Here is a 25,853-nt window from a genome sequence, read left to right on the forward strand (position 1 = left end):
CGTTGTCCCCAGCTGTGGCGAACTGCACTCCGAGCCTGTGGACAGCGAGCTTGCACGGTTCGCAGGGCGAACTCCATCAGTGTAATTCACAGCAGGGCCGTTCCCAGTTCTCATCTGGTTTCTCCGTCCTCTAGGCTTGCTCAATGCACCCCACGCTCATGTGTGGATAGCCGTGTGGACAACGGTGGTTGCGCAGCAACAGAGAGAGCACGGGCATCGAGGGGCAAGAAGGGCACATGGGAACTGACGAGGCGAACGAAGCCAACACCGTTGGCAGTTCGTGGCGGCGCGTCGTGCGCCTGCTCGAGGAGGACGATCGGGTCAGCCCGAGGCAGCGCGGATTCGTAGTCCTCGCGCAGGCTCAGGGCCTCATCGGCTCGACGCTCTTGGTCGCCGTCCCCAACGAGCTCACGCGCGAAGTTCTCCAGTCCCAGCTCAAAGAACCGCTTGACACCGCGCTCCGCTCGGTCTTCTCGGAGGACATCCGGTGCGCGATCGACGTCGACACCGAGCTCGTGCCCGTGCGCGAAGAGGTATTCGAGCCCATCAAGCGCCCCGAGCCGGTCCCGGACGTCCGCCCCGCGCCGACGCCGCCCAGCACGTCGCAGGAGTTCGGCCGTCTCAACCCCAAGTACACGTTCGACACGTTTGTCATCGGCGCCTCGAACCGCTTCGCTCACGCGGCCGCTGTCGCCGTCGCCGAAGCTCCCGCGAAGGCGTACAACCCGCTCTTCATCTACGGCGACTCAGGGCTCGGCAAGACGCACCTCCTGCACGCGATCGGCCACTATGCTCGCCGGCTCTACACGGGCATCCGCGTCCGCTATGTGAACTCCGAGGAGTTCACGAACGACTTCATCAACTCGATCCGCGACGACGAGGGCACGAGCTTCAAGACCACTTACCGCAACGTGGATCTCCTGCTCATCGACGACATCCAGTTCCTCGCGGGCCGCACGGGAACGATGGAAGAGTTCTTCCACACGTTCAACGCGCTGCACAACAGCAACAAGCAGGTGGTCATCACCTCGGACCAGCCGCCGAAGGCGCTGCACGGCTTCGAGGACCGCATGAAGTCTCGCTTCGAGTGGGGCCTCCTGACCGACATCCAGCCGCCGGACCTCGAGACGCGTATCGCGATCCTCCGCAAGAAGGCCAACAGCGAGGGCCTCTACGCGCCGGACGACGTGCTCGAGTACATCGCGTCGCGCATCGCATCGAACATCCGCGAACTCGAGGGCGCGCTCATCCGCGTCACGGCGTTCGCGAGCCTCAACAAGCAGCCCGTCGACGTCGCCCTGGCCGAGATGGTGCTCAAGGACCTCATCACGGACGACTCGGCGCTCGAGATCACGGCCGACCAGATCCTCCAGGAGACGGCGGCGTACTTCAAGCTCACGGTCGAGGAGCTCAACTCGAAGTCGCGCACGCGGACGCTCGTAACGGCCCGCCAGATCGCGATGTACCTGTGCCGGGAGCTCACGGACATGTCCCTGCCCAAGATCGGACAGGTGCTCGGCGGCCGCGACCACACGACGGTCATCCACGCGGACCGGAAGATCCGCGAGCTCATGGCCGAACGCCGGGCGATCTTCAACCAGGTCACCGAGCTCACGAACAAGATCAAGCAGGCCCAGCGCGGGGCGTGAGCCGAGGCCGGCCGGCCACGCTCGCGCTTCTTGTCATTCCTTATTAACAGCACCCTGTGGACAACCCTGTGGGCAGTTAAGTGCACATGTCTCCCGCATGGGCTTAAAACTCACACGCGTCCTGTGGAGGAGTTGAATGACAAGAATCCGGAGATCCACAGCGTCACGTGCGTTCGTCCGCACTGGGTCAACAACTCGTGAACACCCTGAACCCGCCATCCATCAGCTCGGAAAGCGCTTTTCCACAGTTTCCACAGCAGTTATTAACACCACAAATCCCAAAAATTCCGTGAACAGCTAGACAACAGGAACCCGTCCTCCTCACGCCCACCCCGCGCTGTCCCAGCAAATCGCCAGCCCGTTGAACGCCCCGAGGAACTTGCGGCTAAGCTGTGGGCAGTGCGCGCTGGGACGCACGAATCGTTGAAAGGCGGGAACCCTTCCGTGAAGTTCCGAGTCGAGCGGGATGTCCTCACCGAGGCTGTGAGCTGGGCGGCACGGTCGCTCTCCCCCAGGCCGCCGGTGCCTGTCCTGTCCGGTCTCCTGCTTAGGGCGCACGACGGCGTCGTGAGCCTCAGCAGCTTCGACTACGAGACTTCAGCCCGGCTTGAGATCCCCGCCGAAATCGGCGCCGAAGGAACGATCCTCGTCTCCGGCCGCCTCCTGGCAGACATCTGCCGAAGCCTTCCCGCCGCACCGGTCGACGTCGAGACCGACGGCTCCAAGGTGACGCTCACGTGCCGTCGGAGCTCGTTCCACCTCGCCACCATGCCCGAAGGCGAATACCCGCCGCTTCCCGAGCTTCCGACCATCACGGGCGCCGTGTCCGGGGACTCGTTCGCAAAGGGCGTCTCCCAGGTGATCATCGCGGCGAGCAAGGACGACACGCTGCCGATCCTCACGGGCGTCCGCATGGAGTTCGAGGACGGCCTCATCACGCTCCTCGCAACCGACCGCTACCGGCTCGCCCTGCGGGAAATCGCGTGGAAGCCCGTCACCCCAAGCGTCTCGACCAGCGCGCTCGTCAAGGCGAAGACCCTCAACGAAGTGGCCAAGACCCTCGGCGGATCGGGCGAGCTCAACATCGCCCTCGCCCAGGACGACTCGCGCCTCATCGGCTTCGAAAGCGGCGGCCGCACCACGACGTCGCTCCTCGTCGACGGCGACTACCCCAAGATCCGCTCGCTCTTCCCGGACAGCACCCCGATCCACGCGATCGTCGCGACGCAAGAGCTCGTCGAGGCCGTCCGTCGCGTCTCGCTCGTTGCCGAGCGCAACACCCCAGTGCGCCTCGCGTTCAGCGAAGGGCTCGTCATGCTCGATGCCGGCACGGGCGAGGACGCCCAGGCCTCCGAAGAGCTCGAAGCCCAGCTGACCGGTGAGGAGATCACCGTCGCGTTCAACCCGCATTACCTCATCGAGGGGCTCAGCGTCATCGAGACCCCGTTCGTGAGGTTCTCCTTCACGAGCGCCCCGAAGCCGGCGATGATCACGGCGCAGAAGGAGCTCGACGGCGACGACGAGACGGACTACCGCTACCTCGTCATGCCCGTGCGCCTCCCCAACTGACCCGGCTGAGCCCTCAATCGTCGAAAGGACGAGCATGCACTTCGGATTGATCGGCCTTGGCAAGATGGGCTTCAACATGCGCGAGCGCGCGCGGCGTGGCGGCCTCGACGTGACGGGATTCGACCGCAATCTGGATGTCTCGGACGTTGCCACGATCGACGAGCTCATCGGCACGCTGCCGGCTCCGCGCGTCGTCTGGGTCATGGTCCCCGCGGGCGAGGTCACCGACAAGGTCGTCGCGGAGCTCGGCGAGAAGCTCTCCCCCGGCGATCTCGTGATCGACGGCGGGAACTCGCGCTTCACGGAGGACCAGCGCCACGCCGCGCAGCTTGCCGAGGAGGGAATCCGCTTCGTCGACTGCGGCGTGTCCGGTGGCGTGTGGGGCCTCCAGAACGGCTACGGGCTCATGGCCGGCGGCGCGGCGGAGGATGTCGAGACTGCCATGCCGATCTTCGATGCGCTCCGACCCAAGGGCGAGCGCGCGGACAGCTTCGTCCACGTGGGCGGCATCGGCGCGGGCCACTATGCGAAAATGGTCCACAACGGCATCGAGTACGGGCTCATGCAGTCCTATGCCGAGGGGTATCAGCTCCTCGCTGCGAAGGACATCATCACGGATCTCCCCGGTACGTTCCGCGCGTGGCAGAAGGGCACCGTCGTGCGGTCGTGGCTGCTCGACCTCCTGGTGAAGGCGCTCGAGGAGGACCCGGGCCTCGAGAACATCGACGACTACGTCGAGGACTCGGGCGAAGGGCGCTGGACCGTGGAGGAGGCGATCGCCAACGCGGTCCCCGCGCCAGCCATCACGGCCGCTCTCTTCGCGCGTTTCGAGTCCCGCGAGGACAGCTCCCCTGCCATGAAGATGGTCTCGGCCCTGCGCCACCAGTTCGGCGGGCACGCCACGCGTCCCGCCAAGTAGCGCAGGGGAAGGGGCTCTAGTTCCGCGTGTACGTCGAACGACTCTCGCTCACGGACTTCCGGAGCTACCCCCAGCTCGAGCTCGACCTCGAACCGGGCCCGACCGTGCTCGTCGGGCCGAATGGCGTGGGGAAGACCAACGTCGTCGAGGCCCTCGGACTCATGTCGACGCTCTCCTCGCATCGGGTTTCCTCTGACGCGCCCCTCGTGCGCTTCGGCTCGACGCAGGCTTTCGTGCGGGCGGGCTTCGTCCGCGGCGTGCAGCGCTCCCAGCTCGAGCTTGAGATCAATCCCGGGAAGGCGAACCGCGCCCGGATCAACCGCGGCGCCCCCCGGCGCGCGCGCGAGATCCTCGGAATCGCGCGGACCGTCCTCTTCGCGCCCGAGGACCTCGCGCTCGTCAAGGGCGATCCGTCCGCGCGGCGCCGCTTCCTCGATGAGCTCCTCACGGTCCTTGCTCCGCGGCATGCCGGGACGCGGGCGGACTACGAGCGCGTCCTCAAGCAGCGCAACGCCCTCCTCAAATCGGCCCGCACGTCGCGTTCGCGGGGCGCGCGGGTCCCCGATGGCCACGGTGCGACTGTCGATTCGACGCTCGACGTGTGGGACCAGCACCTCGCCCGGATCGGGGCGCAGCTCCTCGCGGCTCGCCTCGAGCTCGTCGAGCGGCTGCGGCCCCACGTCGCGAAGGCCTACGAGCAGCTCACGGACGGCTCGAAGCCCGCGGAGCTCGCCTATCGCTCGTCGATCACCGGCTTCGTGCCGGACGACGACGGATCGCCCCCCTTCGACGGCCGGACGCCCTCCGAAGGCGAGTCCGCCACCGCCGGCGACGCGGCGCCGTCGTCCGCTCCTGCCGGGAGCGCACCCGCCGGCGGCGCGCTCGAAACCCTCTCGGTCGACGAGCTCGCGGAGCTCTACCTCTCGGCGCTTGCGGCAGCGCGGCCGGCTGAGCTCGAGCGCGGGCTCTCGCTCGTGGGCCCGCATCGCGACGAGCTCGAGCTGCTCCTCGGCCATGCGCCCGCGAAGGGCTTTGCGTCGCACGGCGAGACATGGTCGTTCGCGCTCGCGCTCCGGCTCGCGTCCTACTACGTCATGCTCGACGACTCCGCGGTCGAGGGCGACGAGCCCATCCTCATCCTCGACGACGTGTTCGCCGAACTGGACACGGCCCGCCGCGCGCGGCTTGCGGCGATCGTCGCGCACGCCGAGCAGGTCATCGTCACGGCAGCCGTCGACGGCGACATCCCGGCCGAGCTTGCGGGCCGCCGCATCAGGGTGGTGCCGGGCGGAATCGACGAAGGAACCGGCGCAGGCCCGGCGGGTGGATGATGGCCGACGAGCCGCGCGAGGAAGTCGACGCAGCCCAGGCCGCGCTCAACCGGGTCCGTCAGGCGGCCGAGGCACGCGGCGAGGTCCGCACGCGGACGTCCGGTTCGCTCGTGGGGCCGGCTTCGGGCGGGAGCGGCGCGAGGCAGGGAGGGCGACGCCGGGGCGCTGGCGCCGCGGAGGGGTACAGCGGCCGGGACCCGCAGGGCCTCGGCAGCGTCATGAGCCGCATGGTCGCCGATCGCGGATGGTCCTCCCCCGTCGCGGTCGGATCGGTCATCGCGCGGTGGCCCGAGCTCGTGGGGCCCGAGGTCGCGGCCCATTGCACGCCGGAGAGCTTCGAGGACACGACGCTTCGCGTGAGGTGCGATTCGACGGCGTGGGCCACGCAGCTCCGCTTGCTCAGCACGGCGCTCCTCGACCGCTTCGCGCGTGAACTGGGTCCCGACGTCGTCCGCTCGCTTCACGTGCTCGGGCCGGCCGCGCCGAGCTGGCGCAAGGGCGCGCGGCATGTGCGCGGCCGGGGGCCGCGCGACACTTACGGCTGACGCGACCCCCGGAGAGCGCGGCCCAGCGGGGACTGGCGCAACGGCCGAGTGACTGGTATGGGGCCGAAGCCGGGAATGCGCTGTCTGGGCCGTTCGCGGGGCGGGAGCCACACTCCCCCTTGGTCGGGGTCCCCATGAGCCGCCATTCGGGCCGTTGCGGGCCTCCCATGGGCACCCACTGGCGCGCTGACCGGGATTCCGCGAACCAACCGGTAGAATTGACGCGATAAGCCTGTCTACTGAAGAGGGGTAGAGACCGCCTGTGTCTGACGAGAGCGGAGCGAACGTGTCGAACGGGGACGGTGCCACAGCATCCGAACCGACGCCCGAGGCGATGGCACCCAAGGAATATGGGGCGAGCAGCATCACCGTGCTCGAGGGCCTCGAAGCCGTCCGCAAACGCCCCGGCATGTACATCGGATCCACGGGTCCACGCGGCCTGCACCACCTGGTCTATGAGGTTGTGGACAACTCGGTCGACGAGGCCCTCGCCGGCTATTGCGATCACATCAAGGTGACGCTCCAGCGCGACGGGGCAGTGCGCGTCGAGGACAATGGCCGCGGCATCCCCGTGGACATCCATCCGACTGAGGGCAAGCCCACGGTCGAGGTCGTCATGACGATCCTGCACGCGGGCGGCAAGTTCGGCGGCGGCGGGTACACGGTCTCGGGCGGCCTGCACGGCGTCGGGATCTCAGTGGTCAACGCCCTTTCGACGCGAGTCGACACCGAAGTCCTCCGCCAGGGCCACGTGTGGCGTATGTCCTTCCGCGACGGCGGGCAGCCGGTGGGCAGCCTCGAGCAGGGCGAGGCCACCGACGCGACCGGCACGATCCAGACGTTCTACCCGGATCCGGCGATCTTCGAGAGCACCGAGTTCGACTTCGAGACGCTCCGCGCGCGCTTCCAGCAGATGGCCTTCCTCAACAAGGGCCTGCGGATCACCCTGACGGACGAGCGCTCGGACCAGGTCGACGAAGAGGAGATCGCGGGCGACGACGGCGAGCACGCGCCCGAGCCGCGCACAGTCGACTACAAGTACGACGACGGCCTCCTCGACTACGTCAAGCACCTCAACTCCTCGAAGAAGATCGAGGTCATCCACGAGGAAGTCATCGCGTTCGACACCGTCGACGACGAGAAGAAGATGGCCCTCGAGATCGCGATGCAGTGGACCACCGCCTACGCCGAGTCGGTGCACACGTACGCGAACACGATCAACACGCATGAGGGCGGCACCCACGAGGAGGGCTTCCGCGCCGCGATGACTTCACTCGTCAACCGCTACGCGCGCGAGAAGGGCATCCTCAAAGAGAAGGAAGAGAACCTCACCGGCGACGACGTCCGCGAAGGGCTCACCGCCGTCGTCAGCATCAAGCTCGCCGAGCCGCAGTTCGAAGGCCAGACGAAGACCAAGCTCGGCAACTCGGACGCGAAGGGCTTCGTCCAGCGCGTCGTGACCGATCAGCTCGGCGACTGGTTCGAGCGCAACCCGGGGCCGGCCCGCGACGTCATCCGCAAGGCGATCCAGGCGTCCCAGGCACGCATGGCGGCGCGCAAGGCGCGCGATAACGCCCGGCGGAAGAGCCCGCTCGAGTCCTTCGGCATGCCGGGCAAGCTCTCGGACTGCTCTTCCAAGGATCCGTCCGAGTGTGAGGTGTACCTCGTCGAGGGCGACTCCGCAGGCGGCTCTGCCAAGCGCGGCCGCAACCCCAAGACGCAGGCGATCCTGCCGCTGCGCGGGAAGATCCTCAACGTCGAGCGGGCCCGCCTCGACAAGGCGCTCGGCAACGCCGAGATCCAGTCGATGATCACGGCATTCGGCACGGGCATCGGCGAGGACTTCGACATCGCGAAGCTGCGGTACCACAAGATCGTGCTCATGGCCGATGCCGACGTTGACGGCCAGCACATCACGACGTTGCTCATGACGCTCCTTTTCCGCTACATGCGCCCGCTCATCGAGAACGGCTATGTGTACCTCGCGCAGCCGCCGCTCTATCGCATCAAGTGGTCCAACCACGCGCACGACTACGTCTACAGCGACCGGGAGCGGGACGAGACGATCCGCCTCGGCGTGGCCAACGGGCAGCGCCTGCCCAAGGAGAACGGGATCCAGCGTTACAAGGGTCTCGGCGAGATGGACTACACCGAGCTGTGGGACACGACGATGGACCCAGACCACCGCACGCTCCTGCAGGTCACGATGGAGGACGCCGCGGCCGCGGACCAGACGTTCTCCGTGCTCATGGGCGACGACGTCGAGTCCCGCCGGCACTTCATCCAGCAGAACGCCAAGGACGTCCGCTTCCTGGACATCTGAGCCGGCCCTCCGGCAACGACGATCCAGAGCAACTAGAGGAGACTTTCTGTGAGCGACGAGACCCCCGAGAACCCCGGCGTCGGCCCCGACGGCGAGCTCATGGCCGAGGGGACGGTGATCGACCGCGTTGAGCAGGTGGACCTGCAGACGGAGATGCAGCGCTCCTACCTCGACTACGCGATGGCCGTCATCGTCGGCCGCGCGCTGCCGGACGTGCGCGACGGCCTCAAGCCGGTTCACCGCCGCGTCCTGTACGCGATGTTCGACGGCGGCTACCGCCCTGACCGTGGCTTCAACAAATGCGCGCGCGTCGTCGGCGACGTCATGGGCACGTACCACCCGCACGGTGACATGGCGATCTACGACGCCCTCGTGCGGCTCATCCAGGACTGGGTCATGCGGTATCCGCTCGCGCTTGGCCAGGGGAACTTCGGCTCCCCCGGCAACGACGGCGCCGCCGCCCCTCGGTACACCGAGACCAAGATGGCGCCGCTCGCCATGGAGATGGTCCGGGATATCGACGAGGAGACCGTCGACTTCCAGGACAACTACGACGGCAAGAACCAGGAGCCGACGATCCTGCCGGCGCGGTTCCCGAACCTGCTCGTCAACGGCTCCTCGGGCATCGCCGTCGGCATGGCCACCAACATCCCGCCGCACAACCTGCGCGAAGTGGCCGACGGCGTCCAGTGGTACCTCCAGAACCCCGAGGCGACGCGCGAGGAACTCCTCGACGCGCTCCTCGCGCGCATCAAGGGCCCCGACTTCCCCACGGGGGCGACGATCCTGGGCCACCGCGGCATCGAAGACGCGTACCGGACCGGTCGTGGCTCGATCACGATGCGCGCCGTCGTCAACGTCGAGGAGATCCAGGGCCGCACGTGCCTCGTGGTCACGGAACTCCCCTACATGGCGAACCCGGACAACCTCGCGATGAAGATCGCAGAGCTCGTCAAGGACGGCAAGCTGGCCGGCATCGCCGATCTGCGCGATGAGACCTCAGGCCGCACAGGCCAGCGCCTCGTGATCGTCCTCAAGCGGGACGCCGTCGCGAAGGTCGTGCTCAACAACCTGTACAAGCACACGCAGCTCCAGGACAACTTCGCGGCGAACATGCTCGCGATCGTCGACGGGGTGCCGCGCACCCTTTCGCTCGACGCGTTCGTGCGCCACTGGGTCACGCACCAGATCGATGTCATCGTCCGCCGCACGCGGTTCCGGCTCCGCAAGGCCGAGGAGGAGATCCACATCCTCCGCGGCCTGCTCAAGGCCCTCGACATGCTCGACGAGGTCATCGCCCTCATCCGCCGCTCCCCCACCGCCGAGGAGGCCCGCGACGGCCTCATGGGGCTCCTCGACATCGACGAACTTCAGGCCCGAGCGATCCTCGACATGCAGCTCCGCCGGCTCGCGGCCCTCGAGCGGCAGAAGATCCAGGACCGCAACGACGAGCTTGAGGCCCAGATCCGCGAGTACAACGCGATCCTCCTCGACCCTGCGCGCCAGCGCACAATCATCTCCGAGGAGCTCGCCGCGATCGTCGAGAAGTACGGCGACGACCGCCGCACGCGCATCCTTGCGGGCTTCGACGGCGAGATGAGCGTCGAAGACCTCATCCCCGAAGAGGAAATGGTCGTCACCATCACGCGCGGCGGCTACGTCAAGCGCACGCGCAGCGACCAGTACCGGCAGCAGAACCGCGGCGGCAAGGGCGTCCGCGGGGCGCAGCTGCGCGGGGACGACGTCGTCGAGCACTTCTTCGTCACGACGACGCACCATTGGCTCCTGTTCTTCACGAACCTCGGGCGCGTCTACCGGGCCAAGGCGTACGAGCTCGCCGAGGGCGGCCGCGACGCGAAGGGCCAGCATGTCGCGAACGTCCTCGCGTTCCAGCCCGACGAGCGGATTGCCCAGGTCCTCGACCTGCGCGACTACCAGCAGGCCCCGTACCTCGTGCTCGCCACGAAGAGCGGTCTCGTCAAGAAGACCCGCCTCGAGGACTACGACACGAACCGCACGGCCGGCGTCATCGCGATCAACCTGCGCGACGGCGACGAGCTCGTCTCGGCTCAGCTCGTCTCCGAGACCGACGACCTCATGCTCGTCTCTCGCCACGGGCAGTCCGTGCGCTTCACGGCTGACGACGACGCACTACGCCCCATGGGCCGTGCGACGAGCGGCGTGACCGGCATGAAGTTCAGGGACGACGACGAGCTCCTCACCGCGGACGTCGTGACCGACGACTCGTACGTCTTCATCGTCACCGAAGCCGGGTATGCCAAGAAGACGGCTGTCGAGGAGTACCGGCGGCAGGGCCGTGGCGGCCTGGGCATCAAGGTCGGCAAGTACCAGGAGGGCCGCGGTCACCTCATGGGCGGGCTCATCGTGCATGACGAGGACGAGGTGCTCGTCGTCATGGAGGGCGGCAAGGTGGTCCGCTCCGCCGTGTCCGGAGTGCCGGCCACCGGACGCGACACGATGGGCGTCATTTTCGCGAAGCCGGACAGGGGCGACCGCATCATCGCGGTCGCGAAGAACACCGAGCGCGGGCTCGCCGACGATCCGGACGAGGACGGCGGTGAGGGCGGTGCCGGAGCCGACGGCCCCAGCACGGAAGCGCCGGATGCCGTAACGTTGACCGGAGACTCTGTCGAGAACCCCGGAGGTAACGAGTGAGCACGCCCGAGAATGAGGCCCGTGGCGGGTACCCTCAGGTGACCCCACCGGCTCGGCCCCCTCAGCGGCCGGGTGCGGCGCCGTCGTCGTCCGTCAACTCCCAGCCGCGTGGCGCCCAAGGTCCGACGACGACGCAGCAGCGTCCGGCTCCTCGGCCCACCCAGCAGCGGGCTCCCCTGGGCGGCGCCCCGACGCAGGGCCTGGTGCGCCCGGCCCCGAAGGCCAAGCAGCGGCGCGCCCGGCTCCTTGTGAGCAAGGTCGACCCGTGGTCCGTGCTCAAGATGTCCTTCCTGCTCTCCGTTGCGCTCGGCATCGTCACGGTTGTCGCGGCCATCGTGCTCTGGATGGTCCTCGACGTGACCGGCATCTTCGACAAGATCAATGGCCTCCTCGGCGAGGTTGCCGGTTCCGAGAGCGGGGGCTTCGACCTCAAGAAGATCGCCTCCCTCGGGCAGGTCGCCTCGTTCGCGACGATCATCGCCGTCGTCAACGTCGTGCTGCTCACGGCGCTCTCGATGCTCACGGCGGTCCTGTACAACATCTCGGCCGCCCTCGTCGGCGGCATCGGAGTGACCCTCACGGACGACTGATCCCGATTTGGCCGGTGGCCCCGCGGTGCTGTAAAGTCATATCTCGGCCCAAGGCCACAAGGGCGTATAGCTCAGGCGGTTAGAGCGCTTCGCTGATAACGAAGAGGTCCCAGGTTCAAGTCCTGGTACGCCCACGGAAACCTGTTTTCCGATAGGAGGTGCCCGTGAAGAAGCTGATTGCTGTGGCAATTGCAGCTCTCGCGGGTGCCTTTCTTGTCCGGAAGATCCAGGAATCCGAAGCCCAGAAGAAGGTCTGGAGCTCGACGACGGACTCCGTCGACTAGCTTCCCCGGATTCTCGGGGGCATGGCGCAATTGGTAGCGCACCTGCTTTGCAAGCAGGGGGTTAGGGGTTCGAGTCCCCTTGCCTCCACGACAGGGTCCCAGCACCGGAAGGTGCTGGGACCCTTTTTCGTTCCTGCCCCGCAGGTGGGTTTCAGTACGTCAGCCCATGGCCGAACGGGAACAGCGGGTCCGCGGTGTCCGACGGCACGTCGGGGCGGGAGGCCTCGACGGCGGCCATGCTCGACGGGAGCTCGATCGGGAGGCGCCCGCGGGGCGGCACGACGCCGAAGAGCACGTCGAGGAGCGCCTCGCCGGACGCCCCGAAGTCGGCGACGAGCGCGGCGGCGGACTCGACGAAGGGCGTGAGGATCGCTGGCCGCTCGAGGAACACGTCAAGGACCGTCGGGACCGCCCGGGCGATCGCGAGGATGCGTTCGGCCTCGTCCGCGGGGAACTCGAGCGAGCCGGCGTGGAAGAAGTTCTCGAACGTCGTGGCGCGCTTCTCGAACGGGGCGGCGACGCGGAGGATCGCGACGTCGGCGTCCTCCGGAGTCTCGACCTGCACGCCGTACGCAGCGAGAGCCCCCGGCTGGAACCCTTCGGCGTAGATCCGGAGCCCGCGCGCGAGCGGCAGCGTTGCGCCGTCGTCGTTCGCCTGATTGGTGAGGATGGTCACCGAGGCGCGCTGGGCGGCGTTGCCTGCCGCGCGGAAACCCGCGCTGCCGACGGTCCGTTCCGCGCGGTCCGGGTCCACGTACGGGCTGTCGAAGAGGCCGAGCACGAACTTCTCCCGCAGGAGGCGGCGCGCCGAGACGTCGAGGCGATCCTCCGTGACGGCGCCCGACCGCACGAGCTCGACGAGAAGGCTCGGATCGGCTTCGCCGCCGAACTGATCGACGCCCGCCTCGAGGGCCTTGATCATGCGCTCGCCCGGCGTGAGGTGTTCGACGCCCCACGCACGGGCCGGGAACGGATCCCCCGCGATGACCGAATCGGTGATGAGGCCCCAGTCGGTGCACACGATGCCGTCGAAGCCGTACCGCTCGCGCAGGAGCGCCGTGATGACGGACTTGTTGAAGCCGAACCCGACCTCCTCGAACTCAGTGCCCACCGGCATGCCGTAGTACGGCATCATCTGGCTCGCGCCGGCCTCGATGACCGCTTCGAAGGGCTTGAGGTGGTAGTCGAAGTTGTTGCCCGGGTAGACCTGCTCGCGCCCGTACGCGAAGTGCGGATCCTCGCCGTCCTTCTGCGGCCCGCCGCCCGGGAAGTGCTTGACCATCGCGGCGACCGACTCGGGTCCGAGCGCCTGCCCCTGAAGACCCCGGATGTAGGCGACGCCGAGCCGCGCCGTGAGGTCGGCGTCCTGGCCGAAGGTCCCGACCTGGCGGGCCCAGCGCGGTTCGGTGGCGAGGTCGATCTGCGGGTGCAGGGCCACGCGGAGGCCGACGGCGGTGTACTCCTGCCGGATGGTGTCGCCGAAGCAGAGGGCCATCTCGGCGTCCCCCGCGGCGGCGAGCCCGAGGGGCTCGGGCCACTGGGAGAAGGGACCGGCGAGCATCGCGGTCCCTGGGTTGTCGGTGAACGAGTGGCGCGGGTCGGTGGAGAGGGTCACGGGGATGCCGAGACGGGTTGATGCCGTGAGCTCCTGAACGCGGTTCTGCCACTCGGCGATCGTCCGCGCGTCGGGTGCGGCACCGAAGAGGTTGAAATGCGTCATGTGGCGGCCGACGACGTAGTCCTCGGTCGAGGGGAGGCTGAACTCGGGGCTCCCCTCGGCGAGGGCACCGCCGTCGCCCATGGCGATCATGTTCTGGAAGAAGAGGCCGGCCTTCTCCTCGAGCGTCATCTGCGCGAGCAGGATGTCGACGCGCTGCGCCGTCGGAAGCGCTGCGTCGCGATACCGGGTGTCGATCGTCATGGAATTCTCTCTCAGTCGGTCGGCCTCCCCGTGAGGAGACCGAGTGCGTAGCGGATGTGGTCGACCATGTCGACGCTCGGGTCGATGAGCCATTGGAGCTGCATGCCGTCCGCGACGGCGATCGCGATGCGCCCGAAGCGCTCGGCGTCGAGGTCCGGGGAAATGGTCCCCGCGGCCTGCTGGGCGCGGATATCGTCGGCGAACGCCTGGCCGAATTTCGCGAACCGGTTGGCGAAGAACTGCCGGGCGGCGTGCTCGGGATCGGTCGCTTCGGCGCTGAGCTGGGCGTAGAGCTGGGAGAGGCCCGGGACTTCGGTGCCGTGCTGCATGACCTGGAGCATGGTCTCGAGCCAGTGGCCGGGGACGTCGTTCACATAGGCGGCCGTGTCGACTTCGTCGCGCTTGCGGAGGATCTCGGCGAAAAGCTCTTCCTTCGAGCTGAAGTAGTACAGGATTCCCGCCTGGCTGATGCCCGCGGCTTCAGCAATCTCCCGGACCGAGGCTCCTCGGTACCCCTTCTCGGCGATGACGTGCAGCGCAGCGGTCAGGATTTCCTCACGCTTCGCGACGCCCTTTGTGTACGATCCCGGTCGACGGCTCATGCGTCTATTCTTGCCGCTCCCGGCGATGCCTCAGCGGACGGAGTGGACCGGTGCGGGTCCACCCCGTCCGCTGTGACTCAGTTGTGGCCTTCGGCGTGCCGGCGGGTGACGCTGCGAACCGGGAGGATCGTGACGGCGCCGAGGAATGCGACGATGCCGGCTCCCCAAAACAGCGCGCTGTAGTTCTCGGTGCCGCCGCCCATCGCGAGGAGGATCGCGCCGACGCTTCCCGCGAGGGACTGCGGCAGGGCGTTGGCGATGTTGAGGACGCCGAGGTCCTTGGCCGAATCGTCCGGGTTGGGGAGGACGTCGACGACGAGTGCGGTATCGACGGCGGTGTAGACGCCGTAGCCGATGCCCATGACGGCCTCGACAACGTAGAACATCCCGATGTCATGAGTCACCGCGAGGAGCGCTGTGCCGAGCGCGAACACGGCGGTCGCCGCGATGACGAAGCCCTTGCGGTTCGACGTCCTGTCCGAGAGCCACCCGCCGATCTTGGCGAAGACCACGAGGGCGATCGTGTTGATGAGCACGCCCGTCGTGAGTGCCTGGACCGCGGGCCCCGTCTCGAGGTGGACCTCCTTCTGGAGGAAGAAGAGGCGGAACGTGATGAAGAGGAACATCGCGAGCACCACGAGGAAGCGCGAGATCCAGACCCACGCGAAGTCCGGGTGCTTGAGCGGGTTCACCCAGAAGGTCATGACGAAGACCTTCCAGCCGCCCGTGGCGGGGCGCTTCGTGATCGGCTTGTCCGGCAGCACGAAGCAGTAGAGCGCCACGGTGAGGAACGCGAAGGCCGCGGGCAGGACGAACAGCAGGAGCATGTTGCTCACGAACCAGCTCGCGACGTAGGCGGCGGCGAGGATGCCGAGGTTCTGCATGACGCCGACGTTGGCCGAGACGCTTGCGCGCTGCTCTTCCGGGACCTGGTCCGCGATCGTCGTGAGGAGTGGAGCGAGGATCATGTTGCCCGTGAGCTGGGCGAGGGCCCAGCCCGCGAGGACAACTGGAACGCTCGGCGCGAGGGCGACGATCGCGAGGGCGACGACGAAGCCGACGGCACCGCCGAACATCCACGGGCGACGGCGGCCCCAGCGCGAGAGTGTGAGGTCCGAGAGGCGTCCGATCACCGGGTTGGCCAGAAGCGCGACGAACGCGGCCGCCGACAGCACGCCTCCCGTCGCTGCGGCCGCGTCGGCTGCGGGCATGAGGGTCTGGACCTTGAGCGCGAGGCTCACGGTCACGGGCGCGAGCAGCGCGACGAACAGGCCGAACTGCGCGAGCGCCATGCTGTAGACCACGGACCGCGGTGCCCGCTGCCGGGGCCCTTCCGTGCCGGTGACGAGAGTGACGAAGGGTCCGCCGGAGCCACGTTGGCCGACGAGGGGTGTCTGCTCTGACATTGCTTGATCTCCATTGATGAACCACGGCTCCGGCCGCGCCATCGCGTGCCGATGCCCCATGGATACAAGACGTTAAGGTAACGGCGTGTGGTAGACAAGGGTTTTCAGGGAAAAAACTGAACATTAATCAGTTTTTAGCGTGAGACACGACCCCTGCGTTCAACAGATGAAGACAATGTTCCGCCTCGCTTCAGCTGCCTTGAACCGCTTCTCCGTGCGAGGTTCCCCACGGAGAAGCGGCTTAGGGCAGCAGAAGCCAGGCGGGTTAGGCGGAGCGCTGGTAGGCGCGGAACGCCGCCGTCGCGAGCCCTCCCATGACGGCGGCGAGGGCCGCCAGGAGCCCGAGGTGACCCCACACGCTTGCCCAGTCCGGCGAGGACTCGAGCGCGCCGCGACCCGCCGCGACCGCCCACTCGAACGGATTGAATCGAGCCACGTCCCGCACCCATTGCGGTGAGAGCCGGGTGTCCATGATCGCTGAGCTCAGGAACATGAGCGGGAACGAGAGCAGCTGCGAGATGCCGATGAGCGCGGTCTGCTCTCGGGCGAGCAGAGCCACCGCGTTGGAGAGGGCCGAGAACACGAAGGTCAGGAGCACCGCCGCGGCGAAGAGCACGACTAGTCCCGGCCAGCCGCCGTCATACGTGGCCCCGGTGAGCCCCGCGATCGGCAGGACGACCGCCGTCTGGATCACTGTGAGCACGGCTTGGAACAGCATCGTCGACACCATGAGTCCACCGCGGCTCGTGGGCGACGTCAGGAAGCGGTCCATGACGCCGCGGTCCATGTCCTGGATGTAGGTTGTGCCGGCCCACGCGCTGCCGAAGAGGGCCATCATCATGACGATCCCAGGGGTCATGAAGTTCACGTAGCTCCCGTTCGAGAAGCCCGGGATGTCCGCGACGGACTTGAACAGCTGCCCGAAGAGCAGGAGCCAGATCATGGGCTGGACCAGGTTCATGACGAGGTACATCGGCATGCGCCAGAAGCCGCGGAGCAGCCGGGCCGTGAGGAAGGCCGTATGAGTGAGGGCGAGGCTCATGCCGCCACCTCCTGAGCGTCTGCGGCCGAGTAGGCGCGGCCGGTGTGGCGTAGGTAGACGTCGTCGAGGCTCGGGCGGGCGAGGGTCGCCGATGCGACCGCGACTCCCGCGGCGTCAAGCGCCGCGAGGGCCTGTGGGAGCGCGGCGGCGCCGTCGTCCGTGCGCGCTCGGATGATCCGCGCGTCGCACGAGACCTCCCAGATGGAGGGAATCCGCTCGAGGACGCCCCTGGCTCGGGCAGGGTCGGCGTCGAGCGCGACCCCGATGATGACGGCATCGCCGCGCAGCTCGCGCTTGAGCTCGTCGGGGCTTCCGCTCGCGAGGATGCGGCCGCCGTCGAGGATCGCGACCTCGGCGGCCAGGCGATCGGCCTCGTCGAGGTAATGGGTCGTGAGGAGCACGGTCATGCTCTCCGCGGACGCCATCGACTCGATCTCGTCCCACATGTCCGCGCGCGCCTCGGGATCGAGGCCCGTGGTCGGCTCGTCGAGGAACAGGACGGCGGGGCGGTGCACGAGGCCGACGGCGACGTCGAGTCTGCGGGCCATCCCGCCCGAATAGGTCTTGACGAGACGGTCTTTCGCCTCTGTGAGTGCGGACCGGGCGAGGAGCTCGCGGGCTCTGGTCTTTGCCTCGCTCCCGGCAAGGCCCTGGAGGCGCCCGGCGAGGACGAGGTTCTCGTAGCCCGTGTCCATCGGATCGCACACCGACTTCTGTGCCACGAAGCCGATCGAGGCGCGCACTTTCTCTGGGTGGCGCGCGACGTCGATGCCCGCGACTTCGGCGATTCCCGAATCCGCGCGGGAGAGCGTCGAGAGGATCTTGACGGCGGTGGACTTGCCGGCCCCGTTGGGGCCGAGGAGACCGAAGACCGAGCCCGCGGCGGCGCCGAAGCTCAGACCATCGAGGGCTTTGACCGGCGGCTTGCCGCGTCGACCCGGATAGGTCTTGACGAGGTCGACGGCGGTGATCGCCGGGGTGCTTCCCGGCACGGAGTGTCGTGACATGGGTGGGTTCCTTGACTCGAAGGTCCTCCCACGGGGCGGCACTACAATGGCCATACCCCGGGCGAATGCAGCGCTCACGCGTTGCGTCAGGTGACTCTGGAGGACTGGGGTGGTGGCGGCTCGGATGTTGGCGCATCCGGGCCGCTTTTATGGGCTGTTCGAGCGGGCTTGTGGCCAGCTAGGCGTGGTGTGGGGTCGATTCCTCCTCTCCCAGTCGGGCCGCGAGCTGGGCGGCGATCTCTTCGCGTGAGGTCCCGGCGGCGAGGGCGGCATGAAGGCCTTCCCAGATGTCGATCCCGCCGAACGTCTTTCGATTGATGCGTTCGAGCAGGCTGGCCACGAAAGCCCGCTCCGCTTCGAGCATCGCGCGACGGTACGAGGATTCGATGAGGAAAAGTTCCGGGAGACCACGTTCGCCGGTCTGTTCCATCTCGCTTCGGGCCGTGATCTCTGCGTCGAGCCGTTCGAGCCGTTGGGCGAGGCACGCCTTCGCCTCGTCCGGGGACAGCATGGGCAGGAGCGAAAGGCCAGCCTCGAAGTCGGGATACTCCTTGACTGGTCGCGAGATGAGGTCCCGCATCCAGTCGAGGGCCTCCGTCATGCCGGCCTGGGTGATCTCGTACACGATGCGCTCGGGGCGATTGCCTTCGCGCTCGGTGCGCGCGGCACGCACGAAGCCGTGGGATTCGAGCGAGCGGATCACGGCGTAGAGCGAGCCGAAGTTGAGACGGATGCTGTCCTGCTTGCCGCGCTCGCGGAGGGTCGTCGTGATCTCGTAGGGATACATCGGCCGTTCCCAGACACACGCAAGCACGGCGAGTGCCAAGGGGTTGGAAACAGACCGCTTCGCCATGGTGCACCCTCTTTGTTCGCAATATCCGATGGAGAATACTTTATTCAGAGTATTAGCGATGGAGTATGCGGTCAAGGGGCCTAGAGTGAGGCGATGAACCTCGTGATCGCGGCCTTCGGGGTCCTCGGCGTCTCCGCCTCCGGGCCGCTCATCGCCGCCACGCTCGCGGGGAGCTCCGTCACGGCCCTCGCGATCGCGTTCTGGCGCAACGCCCTCGCGGCCGTGATCCTCGCCGCCCCGGTGGCGGTGCGGAGCCCCGAGCAGTTCCGGCGGCTCGGACGCCGAGAGTATGCGTGGTCGGGCGTCGCGGGGCTCGCGCTCGCGTTCCATTTCGTGTGCTTCATCCTTTCGCTCACCCTTACTTCCGTCGCGGCGTCGACGGCGCTCGTGTGCCTCCAGTCCGGGTGGATCGCGGTCTTCGGGCTGCTTCGCGGGCGCAGGCTGCCGGCCGCCGTCGTCCTCGGCCTGGGCGCCTCGTTCGCCGGCGTCGTCGCGATCACGGGGTTCGACCTCGGGGGCTCGCGTGGGGCCGTCCTCGGCGACGTGCTCGCCGTCGCGGGCGGCATCCTCGCCGCGCTCTACACGATGGCGGGCAGCAAGGCCCGCGAGACGATGGGCACGGGCACCTACACGGCCCTCTGCTATGGGGTCTGTGCCGCGATCGTGGCCGCCCTCGCGCTCGTCTCCGGGCAGCGGCTCGCCGGGTTCGAGCCGATCGGCTGGGCGGGAATCGCCGCGATCACGCTTGCGGCACAGCTTGTGGGGCACACGGCGTTCAACTACCTCGTCGCGACGTTCAGCCCGCTCGTCGTCTCGATGATCATCCTGCTCGAGATCCCCGGGGCGGCGATCCTCGCCGCCGGGTTCCTGCACCAGATGGTCCCCGCAGGCACGTACGTGGGGCTCGCGCTCATCCTCGCCGGGCTCGCCGTCGTCGTCCTCGGCCAGCGCCGCTCACGACGCGAGCCGCAGGCCCAGCCCGAGCTCGGCACGGACTGAGGCTACGTGGTGTCCTGAGCCTCCCGCTCGGCCCGGTCCGCATAGGCGACGGCGCGCTTCGCGCGGTCCGCGACGTGGGCGGACGCGGCCGCGTTGCTCGCGGCCCGTGCAGCAGAGCGCGCGGCTTCCCCCGTCGCCTCCTTGGCGGCAGCCTCGGCGTCGGCCGACGCCGCACGCGCCTCGGCCGCGCCGACTTCGCCCCTGATCCACGCAAGCGCTGCCTCGACCGCGAGCCGCGGCCGCGCGTCGTCGGGACGCTCACGCTCGAACAGCCGAAGCACGCGGCCAGCGGCCTCGGCCGCCCTGAGCGTGTGCGCGCGGTGCTCCGCCTCGCTCTCCCCGCCAGCCGCCACGGCGCGCCTCAGATTCCGCCGCGCTTGACCGAGGACGTATTCGCCGTGTGGATCGCGCGGAGGAGCTTCGCGGGGAAGTACAGCGAGAAGAACACGACCATGGGGGCCTTGAGGGCCATCTTCGTGACGTTGTGCGCCTTGTAGGTGCGGTCGAAGCGCGTCACGTAGTAGCGGTAGTCCCGCGGCGAATCCTCGAGCCGGCGCGCCGACATCCCCGAGATCATGTTGGGCCAGTACTGGACCCTCAGCTGGTGCTCGGCAAGGTGCAGCGAGAGGTCGATGTCCTCGTGCATCTCGTCCTTCTCATCGCGGCAGACCTCGCCGCGGATCGTGTCCCACGCGCCCCGGCGCAGCGCCATGTTGGACCCGAAGAGAAAGTGATACTGGTGCTTGGCGAGCTTGAGCAAGAGCTGACGCGTCTTGTCGTCGGCCTTGAGGCCAAAGCGGCGCATAGGCATGTCGTAATACACGACCGGTCCCGTCGCCGCCTGCACCGACGGATCGGCGAACGCCCTGATGACCTCCTCGACCCAATCCGGCTCGAGGAGCGAATCCGCATCGATGCGGCCGAGGATGTCCCCGCGTGCCGCGTCGAGCCCGAAATTGCGGGTCGGGATGAGGCCCTGCTCGGTGTCCTGGCTCAGGAGACGGATGCCCGCCTCCGGGTACTCCGCCTGCATCTGGCGGACGATCGACGCCGTCGAATCCTTCGACATGTTGTCCACGACGATGATCTCGAGCGCGGGCACCGATTGGTAGATGGCCGCCGTGACGCACTGGCGGATGACGCTCTCTTCGTTGTATGCGGGGACGACGATCGACACGCTCGGGCGGCCGGTCGTGTAGGACGGCGACGAAGAGGCGGATTCAGGAGCCATCAGGCCCCAATCTAGCAAAGGCTGGGACGTGGCTACTGCGGGTCCCATCGGAACCAGCGGATGCCAATCCCGGCGAAGACCACGATGTACCCAAAGGAGGCGATGAGGGCCGCCGTCTCATCGGAGCCCCACGGAGCGACGTGCAGGACAGCCGAGAAGAGGTTGATGAGCGCACCAACGGGCGTCCACGCCGCGACGTTCTTGAAATCCTCGCCCAGGACTCCGGTCGAGCCGAGGAGGCCCGTGAGAATCAGGGCGATGAAGAGGATCCGGCCGACGGCGTTGATCGCCGTGACCGACTTGATGAGTCCCACGAGCGCCTGGCCGATGCTCAGGAACACGGCGGCGCCCAGCAGCGAGACGACGAGCATGAGCAGGTATTCGCCAGCTGTGAACGATGTGCCGTGCATGATGCTGCCCACGATCATGACGACGATGGACACCGCCAGATTCGCTGCAAGCTGTACCGCGAGCCGGCTCACCATGATCGCCCAGGCGGGCGTCGGCGTGACGCGGAGCCGCTGGAAGACGCCGGCCTCGCGATCGCGTGCCACCGTCGTCGAATAGCCGATAAGCGCCGAGGAGACGAGTCCATACGTGATCGCCATTCCGATGAGGAAGCCCGGGTCTCCGAGCCGCCCCCCTCTGTTGGTCACGAAGAGGATGATGAGCGGCAGCAGCAGGGTGAGGACGAGTGCCTGCCGGCTGCGGAACAGCACGGCCGTGTCCGCCCGCAGGAGCGATCGCAGGGTGAGGCTGATGGATGGCATGGCCGGGGCGCTGATCTCAGTCACGGATGGCACTTCCTGTCAGCCCGATGAAGACATCTTCGAGAGTCACGTCGCCGCGGGCGACGGCGAGCACGCGCGGATCGTCGCGGTGCATGGCCACGAGCTCGCGCGGCGCGCCGAGTGCTTGAAGTCGCCCGTGGTCGATGATGGCGACCCTGTCACAGACCGCCTGGGCCTCTTCCATCGAGTGCGTGGTGAGCAGAATGCTCCCACCCTTCCCCCGCGATCCCTCAATGCGGTCCCAGAGCTGACGGCGCGACTGCGGATCGAGTCCTGAGGTGGGTTCGTCGAGGAGCAGGATGGGAGGGTCGTGGATGGTGGCAACCATGAGCGAGAACCGCTGCTGCTGGCCGCCCGACAGCTTCTTGAACGGCTTGTCGGCCTCCTGCCCGAGACCGACGTCCGCGAGGCGCTCCCGGAGGGCACGGCGCGGGAGGTCCAGTCCGTACAGGCCCGCATAGAGGCGCGTGAGCTGCTCGATGGTCAGCTCCGACTGGAAGCTCGAGGCCTGAAGCTGCACGCCAAGCTTCGCCCTGACCGCAAGAGAGGCGTGCGCGAACTTGGCGCCGTCGACCGAAACGCTTCCGCTGTCGGGCTTCCTCAGGCCCTCGATGACGCTGAGCGTCGTGGTCTTTCCCGCTCCGTTCGGGCCCAAGAGGCCGAAGATCTCGCCGCGTTGGATTGAGAAGCTCAAGCCGTCCACTGCTGTCTGCGAGCCGTACCGGACCACGAGGTCGCGCACCTCGAGAATCGGCTGACCTGCATCGACCACCGAGCTACCTCCGTGCCGTCGGAACCCCATCATGAGGATAGGCCCAGAATGCGCGCTCATCCTGAGTCCACGTCGGCCCCGATCCTGAGAGTGTCCTGTGGACGTATGAACTCAGAGAAATGGCCGGCCCTTCGTGCGAAGAGCCGGCCATATCCCGGGCGATGAGTGCTAGGACTCCGCGCCTGACTTGTCCGTTTCGTCCGCTTCGCCGCGGCTCGCGTTGTGGATGTTCTTCATGGCCGTAGGCCCGTCCGTCGCGACGTGCTTGGCCTCGGCTTTGGCCTCGCCGTCGCCTTCCGGCTCCTCCGCCTCGCCTTCGGCCTCGGCACTCTCGGGGCCCATCGCGACGTCGCTCGCGGGAACCGGGGCCGGCTCGATGACGTCGGACGACGGCGCCTCCTCGGCCTTCGCTTCGCCGTCGCCTTCCGCGGAAGTGTCCTCGGGCGCGGCCGGCTCGGCGCTCGGCGGCGGCGTCACGGCCACCGGCTTGACGGGAACCGGGGTCTTCCACGGGTCTTCGACGGGCTTGGCGGCGCGCCATGCCGCGACGCCGGCGGCTGCGGCGGCCGCGATGACGCCGAAGATGAGGAGGCCGCGACGCTTCTTGGCCGGCTTCTGCGTGGCCTGCTGGACCACTTCCTGCGCGGCCCCGATGGCTTCGCGCGCCGCGGCGTCCGCCTGCCGCACGACGCCGGACTCAGCGAGGCGCTGGGCGACGGCGTCGACCTGGCCCGGAGCGGCAGCGAGGCCGCGGTTGACCGTCTCCGCTGCGGTGGCGAGGCCCTCGGAGATGCGGGGGAGCACCTGATCGGCCGCTTCCTTGATGGCCGGGCCCGCCTTGTCGACCGCCTCGTGGAGGCGCGGCGCCGTCGTGTCCACGATCTCGGTGATCTTCGGCGCGAGGTGGGAGAGCCCCTCCTGGATCTTGGGCGTGACGGTGGCGACGCCCTCGGCCAAGTTGTGCGCCGCCGTCTTGAGGCCCTCTTGGACTTTCGGGGAGGCGGCATCGAGACCCTGCTGGATCTTCGGGACGGCCCATTCCACGGCGGCGTCGACGCGGGGCTGGGCCCATTCGCGCGCGTTCTCGACGCTTTCCGCGACCGTCTTCTCGATTGATTTCTTCACGGCTACCTCCAGAGATCTGCTAGGTCCACTCGTCAGCCTACGAGAGCCTGCCGCCGGATTCCACGGATCGGCGCGATTCGGCCAGTCTTGGCCGGGCGATTTCACCGACCGCAGAACGCCCGACCCCGTCCGGGTGGCCTCTGAGGCCGCATGGAACAATGAGCCCATGAGCGCTATCGCAACCGCCAAGGCAACCATCCACACGAACCACGGCGACATCGTGGTCAACCTTTTCGGCAACCACGCGCCGAAGACCGTGAAGAACTTCGTGGGGCTCGCGACGGGCGAGCAGTCCTGGACGCACCCCGAGACGGGCGAGGACAAGACCGGGACGCCCCTCTACAACGGCACGATCTTCCACCGCATCATCAAGGACTTCATGATTCAGGGCGGCGACCCGCTCGGCAAGGGCGTGGGCGGCCCCGGCTACCGCTTCGACGACGAGATCCACCCCGAGCTCAACTTCAAGGATCCGTACAAGCTCGCGATGGCGAACGCCGGCGTCCAGGGCGGCCGCGGCACGAACGGCTCGCAGTTCTTCATCACGACGGTGGACACGAGCTGGCTCTACGGCAAGCACACGATCTTCGGCGAAGTGGCCGACGAGGCCTCGAAGAAGGTCGTCGACGAGATCGAGGCCGTCCGCACGGGCATGCAGGATCGCCCTGTCGAGGACGTTGTCATCACGTCGATCGACGTCGAGCAGGCGTGACCTCTTTCGCATGAGCTATGGAATGCCGCCCGCGGAGCCGGCCGCCGCGCCCGTGTGCCCCCGCCATCCCGATCGCATCTCCTATGTGAGATGCCAGCGGTGCGGGCGCCCCACGTGCACGGAATGCCAGCGGCCGGCCGCGGTCGGCATCCATTGCGTCGACTGCGTGCGGGAGCTCGCGGCACCGCCGGCCCGCACGCGCTACGGCGCTCGGGCCGGCACATCCGGCCAGCCGATCATCACGTGGTCGATCATCGCGGCATGCGGCATCGTCTACGCGCTGCAGTGGCTCATCCCGAATGACGAGGTCTATCAGGACTTCGCGTACGCGACCGCGCTGACCGCGACCGAGCCGTGGCGTATGCTCACGAGCGCGTTCCTGCACTCCCAGGGGTTCGTGCTCCATATTGCGCTCAACATGTACACGCTGTGGATCTTCGGGCGCATCCTCGAGCCCGCGCTCGGACGGATCCGGTATCTCGCGGTCTACCTCATCTCCGCCGTCGGCGGGTCCGTGGGCTTCTTCGTGCTCACGCCCGTGTCGATGAACGGCGTGATCGGCGCCTCGGGAGCGATCTTCGGGCTCTTCGGCGCGCTCTTCGTCGTCGTGCGCCAGCGCGGCGGCGACGTGAGCCAGCTACTCATCCTCATCGGCATCAATGCCGTGCTCGGCTTCGTCATCCAGGGCATCGCGTGGCAGGCCCACCTCGGCGGGTTCATCACGGGAGGATTGGCGACGGCGGTGATCGCCTATGCGCCGCGCGGCCGCTTCCAGCTCGCCGTCCAGATCGGCGGCCTCGCGCTCGTCGCAATCCTGCTCGTGGTCCTTGCCTTCGCGCGCGCGGGGACGCTCGGGGGGTCGCTTCCGACGACGGCGGTCTGACCGCCCGGGCGACGTCGCCGCTCAGGACGCGAGCAGCCCGTCGGCCACGATCTCGAGCATGCCTTTCACCGAGTCCGCTGGAAGTTCGCTGCTGTCCGCGACCGCGGCAACTCCGCCGACGATCCGGCACACCTGCATGGGCTCGACTTCGGAGCGCAGCGCCGGGCCCAGCCCTTCGATCATGCGCCGATTCGCGCTGAGATAGGTCTCGCATTTCGCGGCGAACGGCGAGCCGGGGTCACCGAGGGACGCGGTGATCCGCGCGGCCGCTCCCTTGTGCGCCGTGAGCATGGTTGCGTACTCGGTGAGCCACGAGATGAGCTGCTCGCGCGCGGGCGCCTTGAGCGCGAGCGCGGCGTCGACGGCGGCGTTGACCTTGTCCGCCCACGCTTCGAGGACGGCGTCGTAGAGCGTCTCCTTCGTCGGGAAGTGACGGTAGAGCGTCCCGGTGCCCACCTCCGAGGCCTTGGCGACCTCATCCATGGAGACGGCGTCGAAGCCCTTGGTGCGGAAGAGGGCGCGGGCAACGTCGACGATGCGATCGCGGTTGCGGCGGGCGTCAGCGCGCACTGGAACCAAACCCTTCTGAGAAAGCCATTGCAAAGCGGAGACAGTCTCCGTAT

General features: G+C 67.8%; 24 protein-coding genes and 2 tRNA genes. 14 read left to right on the plus strand and 12 right to left on the minus strand.

Annotated features, from left to right (window positions below):
* The first annotated feature begins 236 nt into the window (after positions 1–236).
* The 11 genes from dnaA to SPF06_RS12595 all read left to right on the plus strand — a co-directional run bounded on the left by dnaA (position 237) and on the right by SPF06_RS12595 (position 11,974).
* Complete coding sequence (dnaA, locus tag SPF06_RS12545; RefSeq protein ID WP_323279411.1) at positions 237–1,649, plus strand: chromosomal replication initiator protein DnaA; 1,413 nt, start codon at positions 237–239, stop codon at positions 1,647–1,649.
* A 444-nt stretch (positions 1,650–2,093) separates the two neighbouring features.
* On the plus strand, positions 2,094–3,218 hold the full coding sequence (dnaN, locus tag SPF06_RS12550) for a DNA polymerase III subunit beta (RefSeq protein WP_323279412.1): 1,125 nt from the start codon (positions 2,094–2,096) through the stop codon (positions 3,216–3,218).
* A gap of 34 nt (positions 3,219–3,252) precedes the next feature.
* Positions 3,253–4,137, plus strand: coding sequence for a phosphogluconate dehydrogenase (NAD(+)-dependent, decarboxylating) (gnd, locus tag SPF06_RS12555; RefSeq protein ID WP_323279413.1), 885 nt, complete (start codon positions 3,253–3,255; stop codon positions 4,135–4,137).
* A gap of 26 nt (positions 4,138–4,163) precedes the next feature.
* Complete coding sequence (gene recF / locus SPF06_RS12560; RefSeq protein ID WP_323279414.1) at positions 4,164–5,468, plus strand: DNA replication/repair protein RecF; 1,305 nt, start codon at positions 4,164–4,166, stop codon at positions 5,466–5,468.
* Positions 5,468–6,013, plus strand: a complete 546-nt coding sequence (locus SPF06_RS12565) for a DciA family protein (RefSeq protein WP_323279415.1) — start codon at positions 5,468–5,470, stop codon at positions 6,011–6,013. The genes recF and SPF06_RS12565 overlap by 1 nt, the downstream gene beginning before the upstream one ends.
* Before the next feature lie 334 nt (positions 6,014–6,347).
* Positions 6,348–8,336: a DNA topoisomerase (ATP-hydrolyzing) subunit B gene (gene gyrB, locus SPF06_RS12570; protein ID WP_323279524.1), complete on the plus strand. Its 1,989-nt coding sequence runs from the start codon at positions 6,348–6,350 to the stop codon at positions 8,334–8,336.
* Positions 8,337–8,384: 48 nt separating this feature from the next.
* The gene (gene gyrA, locus SPF06_RS12575; RefSeq protein WP_428985760.1) at positions 8,385–11,012 is read left to right on the plus strand and encodes a DNA gyrase subunit A; all 2,628 of its coding nucleotides are present in this window, start codon (positions 8,385–8,387) and stop codon (positions 11,010–11,012) included.
* Positions 11,009–11,602 carry a DUF3566 domain-containing protein gene (locus tag SPF06_RS12580; protein ID WP_428985761.1) on the plus strand — a complete coding sequence of 198 codons (594 nt, stop codon included), beginning with the start codon at positions 11,009–11,011 and terminating at the stop codon, positions 11,600–11,602. Before gyrA ends, SPF06_RS12580 begins: the two co-directional genes overlap by 4 nt.
* Positions 11,603–11,662: 60 nt before the next feature.
* A tRNA-Ile gene (locus SPF06_RS12585) sits at positions 11,663–11,736 on the plus strand.
* A gap of 30 nt (positions 11,737–11,766) precedes the next feature.
* The gene (locus SPF06_RS12590) at positions 11,767–11,886 is read left to right on the plus strand and encodes a DLW-39 family protein (protein WP_323279417.1); all 120 of its coding nucleotides are present in this window, start codon (positions 11,767–11,769) and stop codon (positions 11,884–11,886) included.
* 15 nt (positions 11,887–11,901) lie between these two features.
* Positions 11,902–11,974: transfer RNA gene (locus tag SPF06_RS12595), tRNA-Ala, on the plus strand.
* 63 nt (positions 11,975–12,037) lie between these two features.
* Here the strand turns inward: SPF06_RS12595 and SPF06_RS12600 are convergent.
* The 6 genes from SPF06_RS12600 to SPF06_RS12625 all read right to left on the minus strand — a co-directional run bounded on the left by SPF06_RS12600 (position 12,038) and on the right by SPF06_RS12625 (position 18,717).
* Complete coding sequence (locus SPF06_RS12600) at positions 12,038–13,807, minus strand: glycoside hydrolase family 3 protein (protein ID WP_323279418.1); 1,770 nt, start codon at positions 13,805–13,807, stop codon at positions 12,038–12,040.
* Positions 13,808–13,818: 11 nt separating this feature from the next.
* Complete coding sequence (locus SPF06_RS12605; RefSeq protein WP_323279419.1) at positions 13,819–14,409, minus strand: TetR/AcrR family transcriptional regulator; 591 nt, start codon at positions 14,407–14,409, stop codon at positions 13,819–13,821.
* Between the two features lie 77 nt (positions 14,410–14,486).
* Complete coding sequence (locus tag SPF06_RS12610) at positions 14,487–15,815, minus strand: MFS transporter (RefSeq protein WP_323279421.1); 1,329 nt, start codon at positions 15,813–15,815, stop codon at positions 14,487–14,489.
* A gap of 265 nt (positions 15,816–16,080) precedes the next feature.
* Positions 16,081–16,857 (minus strand): ABC transporter permease, encoded by a 777-nt coding sequence (locus SPF06_RS12615; RefSeq protein WP_323279422.1) that lies wholly within the window; start codon positions 16,855–16,857, stop codon positions 16,081–16,083.
* Positions 16,854–17,864 (minus strand): ATP-binding cassette domain-containing protein, encoded by a 1,011-nt coding sequence (locus SPF06_RS12620; protein ID WP_323279423.1) that lies wholly within the window; start codon positions 17,862–17,864, stop codon positions 16,854–16,856. The genes SPF06_RS12615 and SPF06_RS12620 overlap by 4 nt, the downstream gene beginning before the upstream one ends.
* Positions 17,865–18,042: 178 nt before the next feature.
* Positions 18,043–18,717, minus strand: coding sequence for a PadR family transcriptional regulator (locus SPF06_RS12625; RefSeq protein ID WP_323279424.1), 675 nt, complete (start codon positions 18,715–18,717; stop codon positions 18,043–18,045).
* 93 nt (positions 18,718–18,810) lie between these two features.
* On the opposite strand from SPF06_RS12625, the gene SPF06_RS12630 reads away from it, so the two are divergent.
* Positions 18,811–19,716 (plus strand): DMT family transporter, encoded by a 906-nt coding sequence (locus tag SPF06_RS12630; protein WP_323279425.1) that lies wholly within the window; start codon positions 18,811–18,813, stop codon positions 19,714–19,716.
* Between the two features lie 2 nt (positions 19,717–19,718).
* On the opposite strand, the gene SPF06_RS12635 is transcribed toward SPF06_RS12630, so the two are convergent.
* The 5 genes from SPF06_RS12635 to SPF06_RS12655 all read right to left on the minus strand — a co-directional run bounded on the left by SPF06_RS12635 (position 19,719) and on the right by SPF06_RS12655 (position 23,635).
* Positions 19,719–20,069, minus strand: coding sequence for a putative immunity protein (locus SPF06_RS12635; protein WP_323279426.1), 351 nt, complete (start codon positions 20,067–20,069; stop codon positions 19,719–19,721).
* A gap of 8 nt (positions 20,070–20,077) precedes the next feature.
* The gene (locus tag SPF06_RS12640) at positions 20,078–20,947 is read right to left on the minus strand and encodes a glycosyltransferase family 2 protein (RefSeq protein ID WP_323279427.1); all 870 of its coding nucleotides are present in this window, start codon (positions 20,945–20,947) and stop codon (positions 20,078–20,080) included.
* 32 nt (positions 20,948–20,979) lie between these two features.
* Positions 20,980–21,741 carry an ABC transporter permease gene (locus SPF06_RS12645; RefSeq protein ID WP_323279428.1) on the minus strand — a complete coding sequence of 254 codons (762 nt, stop codon included), beginning with the start codon at positions 21,739–21,741 and terminating at the stop codon, positions 20,980–20,982.
* The gene (locus SPF06_RS12650; RefSeq protein WP_323279429.1) at positions 21,734–22,570 is read right to left on the minus strand and encodes an ABC transporter ATP-binding protein; all 837 of its coding nucleotides are present in this window, start codon (positions 22,568–22,570) and stop codon (positions 21,734–21,736) included. Before SPF06_RS12650 ends, SPF06_RS12645 begins: the two co-directional genes overlap by 8 nt.
* A gap of 108 nt (positions 22,571–22,678) precedes the next feature.
* The gene (locus SPF06_RS12655) at positions 22,679–23,635 is read right to left on the minus strand and encodes a hypothetical protein (protein WP_323279430.1); all 957 of its coding nucleotides are present in this window, start codon (positions 23,633–23,635) and stop codon (positions 22,679–22,681) included.
* Between the two features lie 166 nt (positions 23,636–23,801).
* On the opposite strand from SPF06_RS12655, the gene SPF06_RS12660 reads away from it, so the two are divergent.
* Together SPF06_RS12660 and SPF06_RS12665 are read left to right on the plus strand one after the other, a co-directional pair.
* Positions 23,802–24,347, plus strand: a complete 546-nt coding sequence (locus SPF06_RS12660; RefSeq protein WP_323279431.1) for a peptidylprolyl isomerase — start codon at positions 23,802–23,804, stop codon at positions 24,345–24,347.
* Positions 24,348–24,357: 10 nt separating this feature from the next.
* A complete protein-coding gene (locus tag SPF06_RS12665; RefSeq protein ID WP_323279432.1) occupies positions 24,358–25,230 on the plus strand; it encodes a rhomboid family intramembrane serine protease in 873 nt (290 codons plus the stop codon).
* A gap of 21 nt (positions 25,231–25,251) precedes the next feature.
* Here the strand turns inward: SPF06_RS12665 and SPF06_RS12670 are convergent, their stop codons facing one another.
* Complete coding sequence (locus SPF06_RS12670) at positions 25,252–25,800, minus strand: TetR/AcrR family transcriptional regulator (protein WP_323279433.1); 549 nt, start codon at positions 25,798–25,800, stop codon at positions 25,252–25,254.
* Positions 25,801–25,853 lie beyond the last annotated feature (53 nt).

It is taken from the genome of Sinomonas terricola (assembly GCF_034931225.1).
In the GTDB taxonomy this organism is placed as follows: Bacteria; Actinomycetota; Actinomycetes; order Actinomycetales; family Micrococcaceae; genus Sinomonas; species Sinomonas terricola.

What these genes read in the sequence shown, in the direction of transcription:
- dnaA (WP_323279411.1), top strand. Translation starts at nt 237, where the DNA reads ATGGGAACTGACGAGGCGAACGAAGCCAACACCGTTGGCAGTTCGTGG.
- gnd (WP_323279413.1), top strand. Translation starts at nt 3,253, where the DNA reads ATGCACTTCGGATTGATCGGCCTTGGCAAGATGGGCTTCAACATGCGC.
- SPF06_RS12565 (WP_323279415.1), top strand. Translation starts at nt 5,468, where the DNA reads ATGGCCGACGAGCCGCGCGAGGAAGTCGACGCAGCCCAGGCCGCGCTC.
- gyrB (WP_323279524.1), top strand. Translation starts at nt 6,348, where the DNA reads ATGGCACCCAAGGAATATGGGGCGAGCAGCATCACCGTGCTCGAGGGC.
- SPF06_RS12600 (WP_323279418.1), bottom strand. Translation starts at nt 13,807, where the DNA reads ATGACGATCGACACCCGGTATCGCGACGCAGCGCTTCCGACGGCGCAG.
- SPF06_RS12605 (WP_323279419.1), bottom strand. Translation starts at nt 14,409, where the DNA reads ATGAGCCGTCGACCGGGATCGTACACAAAGGGCGTCGCGAAGCGTGAG.
- SPF06_RS12610 (WP_323279421.1), bottom strand. Translation starts at nt 15,815, where the DNA reads ATGTCAGAGCAGACACCCCTCGTCGGCCAACGTGGCTCCGGCGGACCC.
- SPF06_RS12615 (WP_323279422.1), bottom strand. Translation starts at nt 16,857, where the DNA reads ATGAGCCTCGCCCTCACTCATACGGCCTTCCTCACGGCCCGGCTGCTC.
- SPF06_RS12620 (WP_323279423.1), bottom strand. Translation starts at nt 17,864, where the DNA reads ATGTCACGACACTCCGTGCCGGGAAGCACCCCGGCGATCACCGCCGTC.
- SPF06_RS12625 (WP_323279424.1), bottom strand. Translation starts at nt 18,717, where the DNA reads ATGGCGAAGCGGTCTGTTTCCAACCCCTTGGCACTCGCCGTGCTTGCG.
- SPF06_RS12630 (WP_323279425.1), top strand. Translation starts at nt 18,811, where the DNA reads ATGAACCTCGTGATCGCGGCCTTCGGGGTCCTCGGCGTCTCCGCCTCC.
- SPF06_RS12640 (WP_323279427.1), bottom strand. Translation starts at nt 20,947, where the DNA reads ATGGCTCCTGAATCCGCCTCTTCGTCGCCGTCCTACACGACCGGCCGC.
- SPF06_RS12650 (WP_323279429.1), bottom strand. Translation starts at nt 22,570, where the DNA reads ATGAGCGCGCATTCTGGGCCTATCCTCATGATGGGGTTCCGACGGCAC.
- SPF06_RS12660 (WP_323279431.1), top strand. Translation starts at nt 23,802, where the DNA reads ATGAGCGCTATCGCAACCGCCAAGGCAACCATCCACACGAACCACGGC.
- SPF06_RS12665 (WP_323279432.1), top strand. Translation starts at nt 24,358, where the DNA reads ATGAGCTATGGAATGCCGCCCGCGGAGCCGGCCGCCGCGCCCGTGTGC.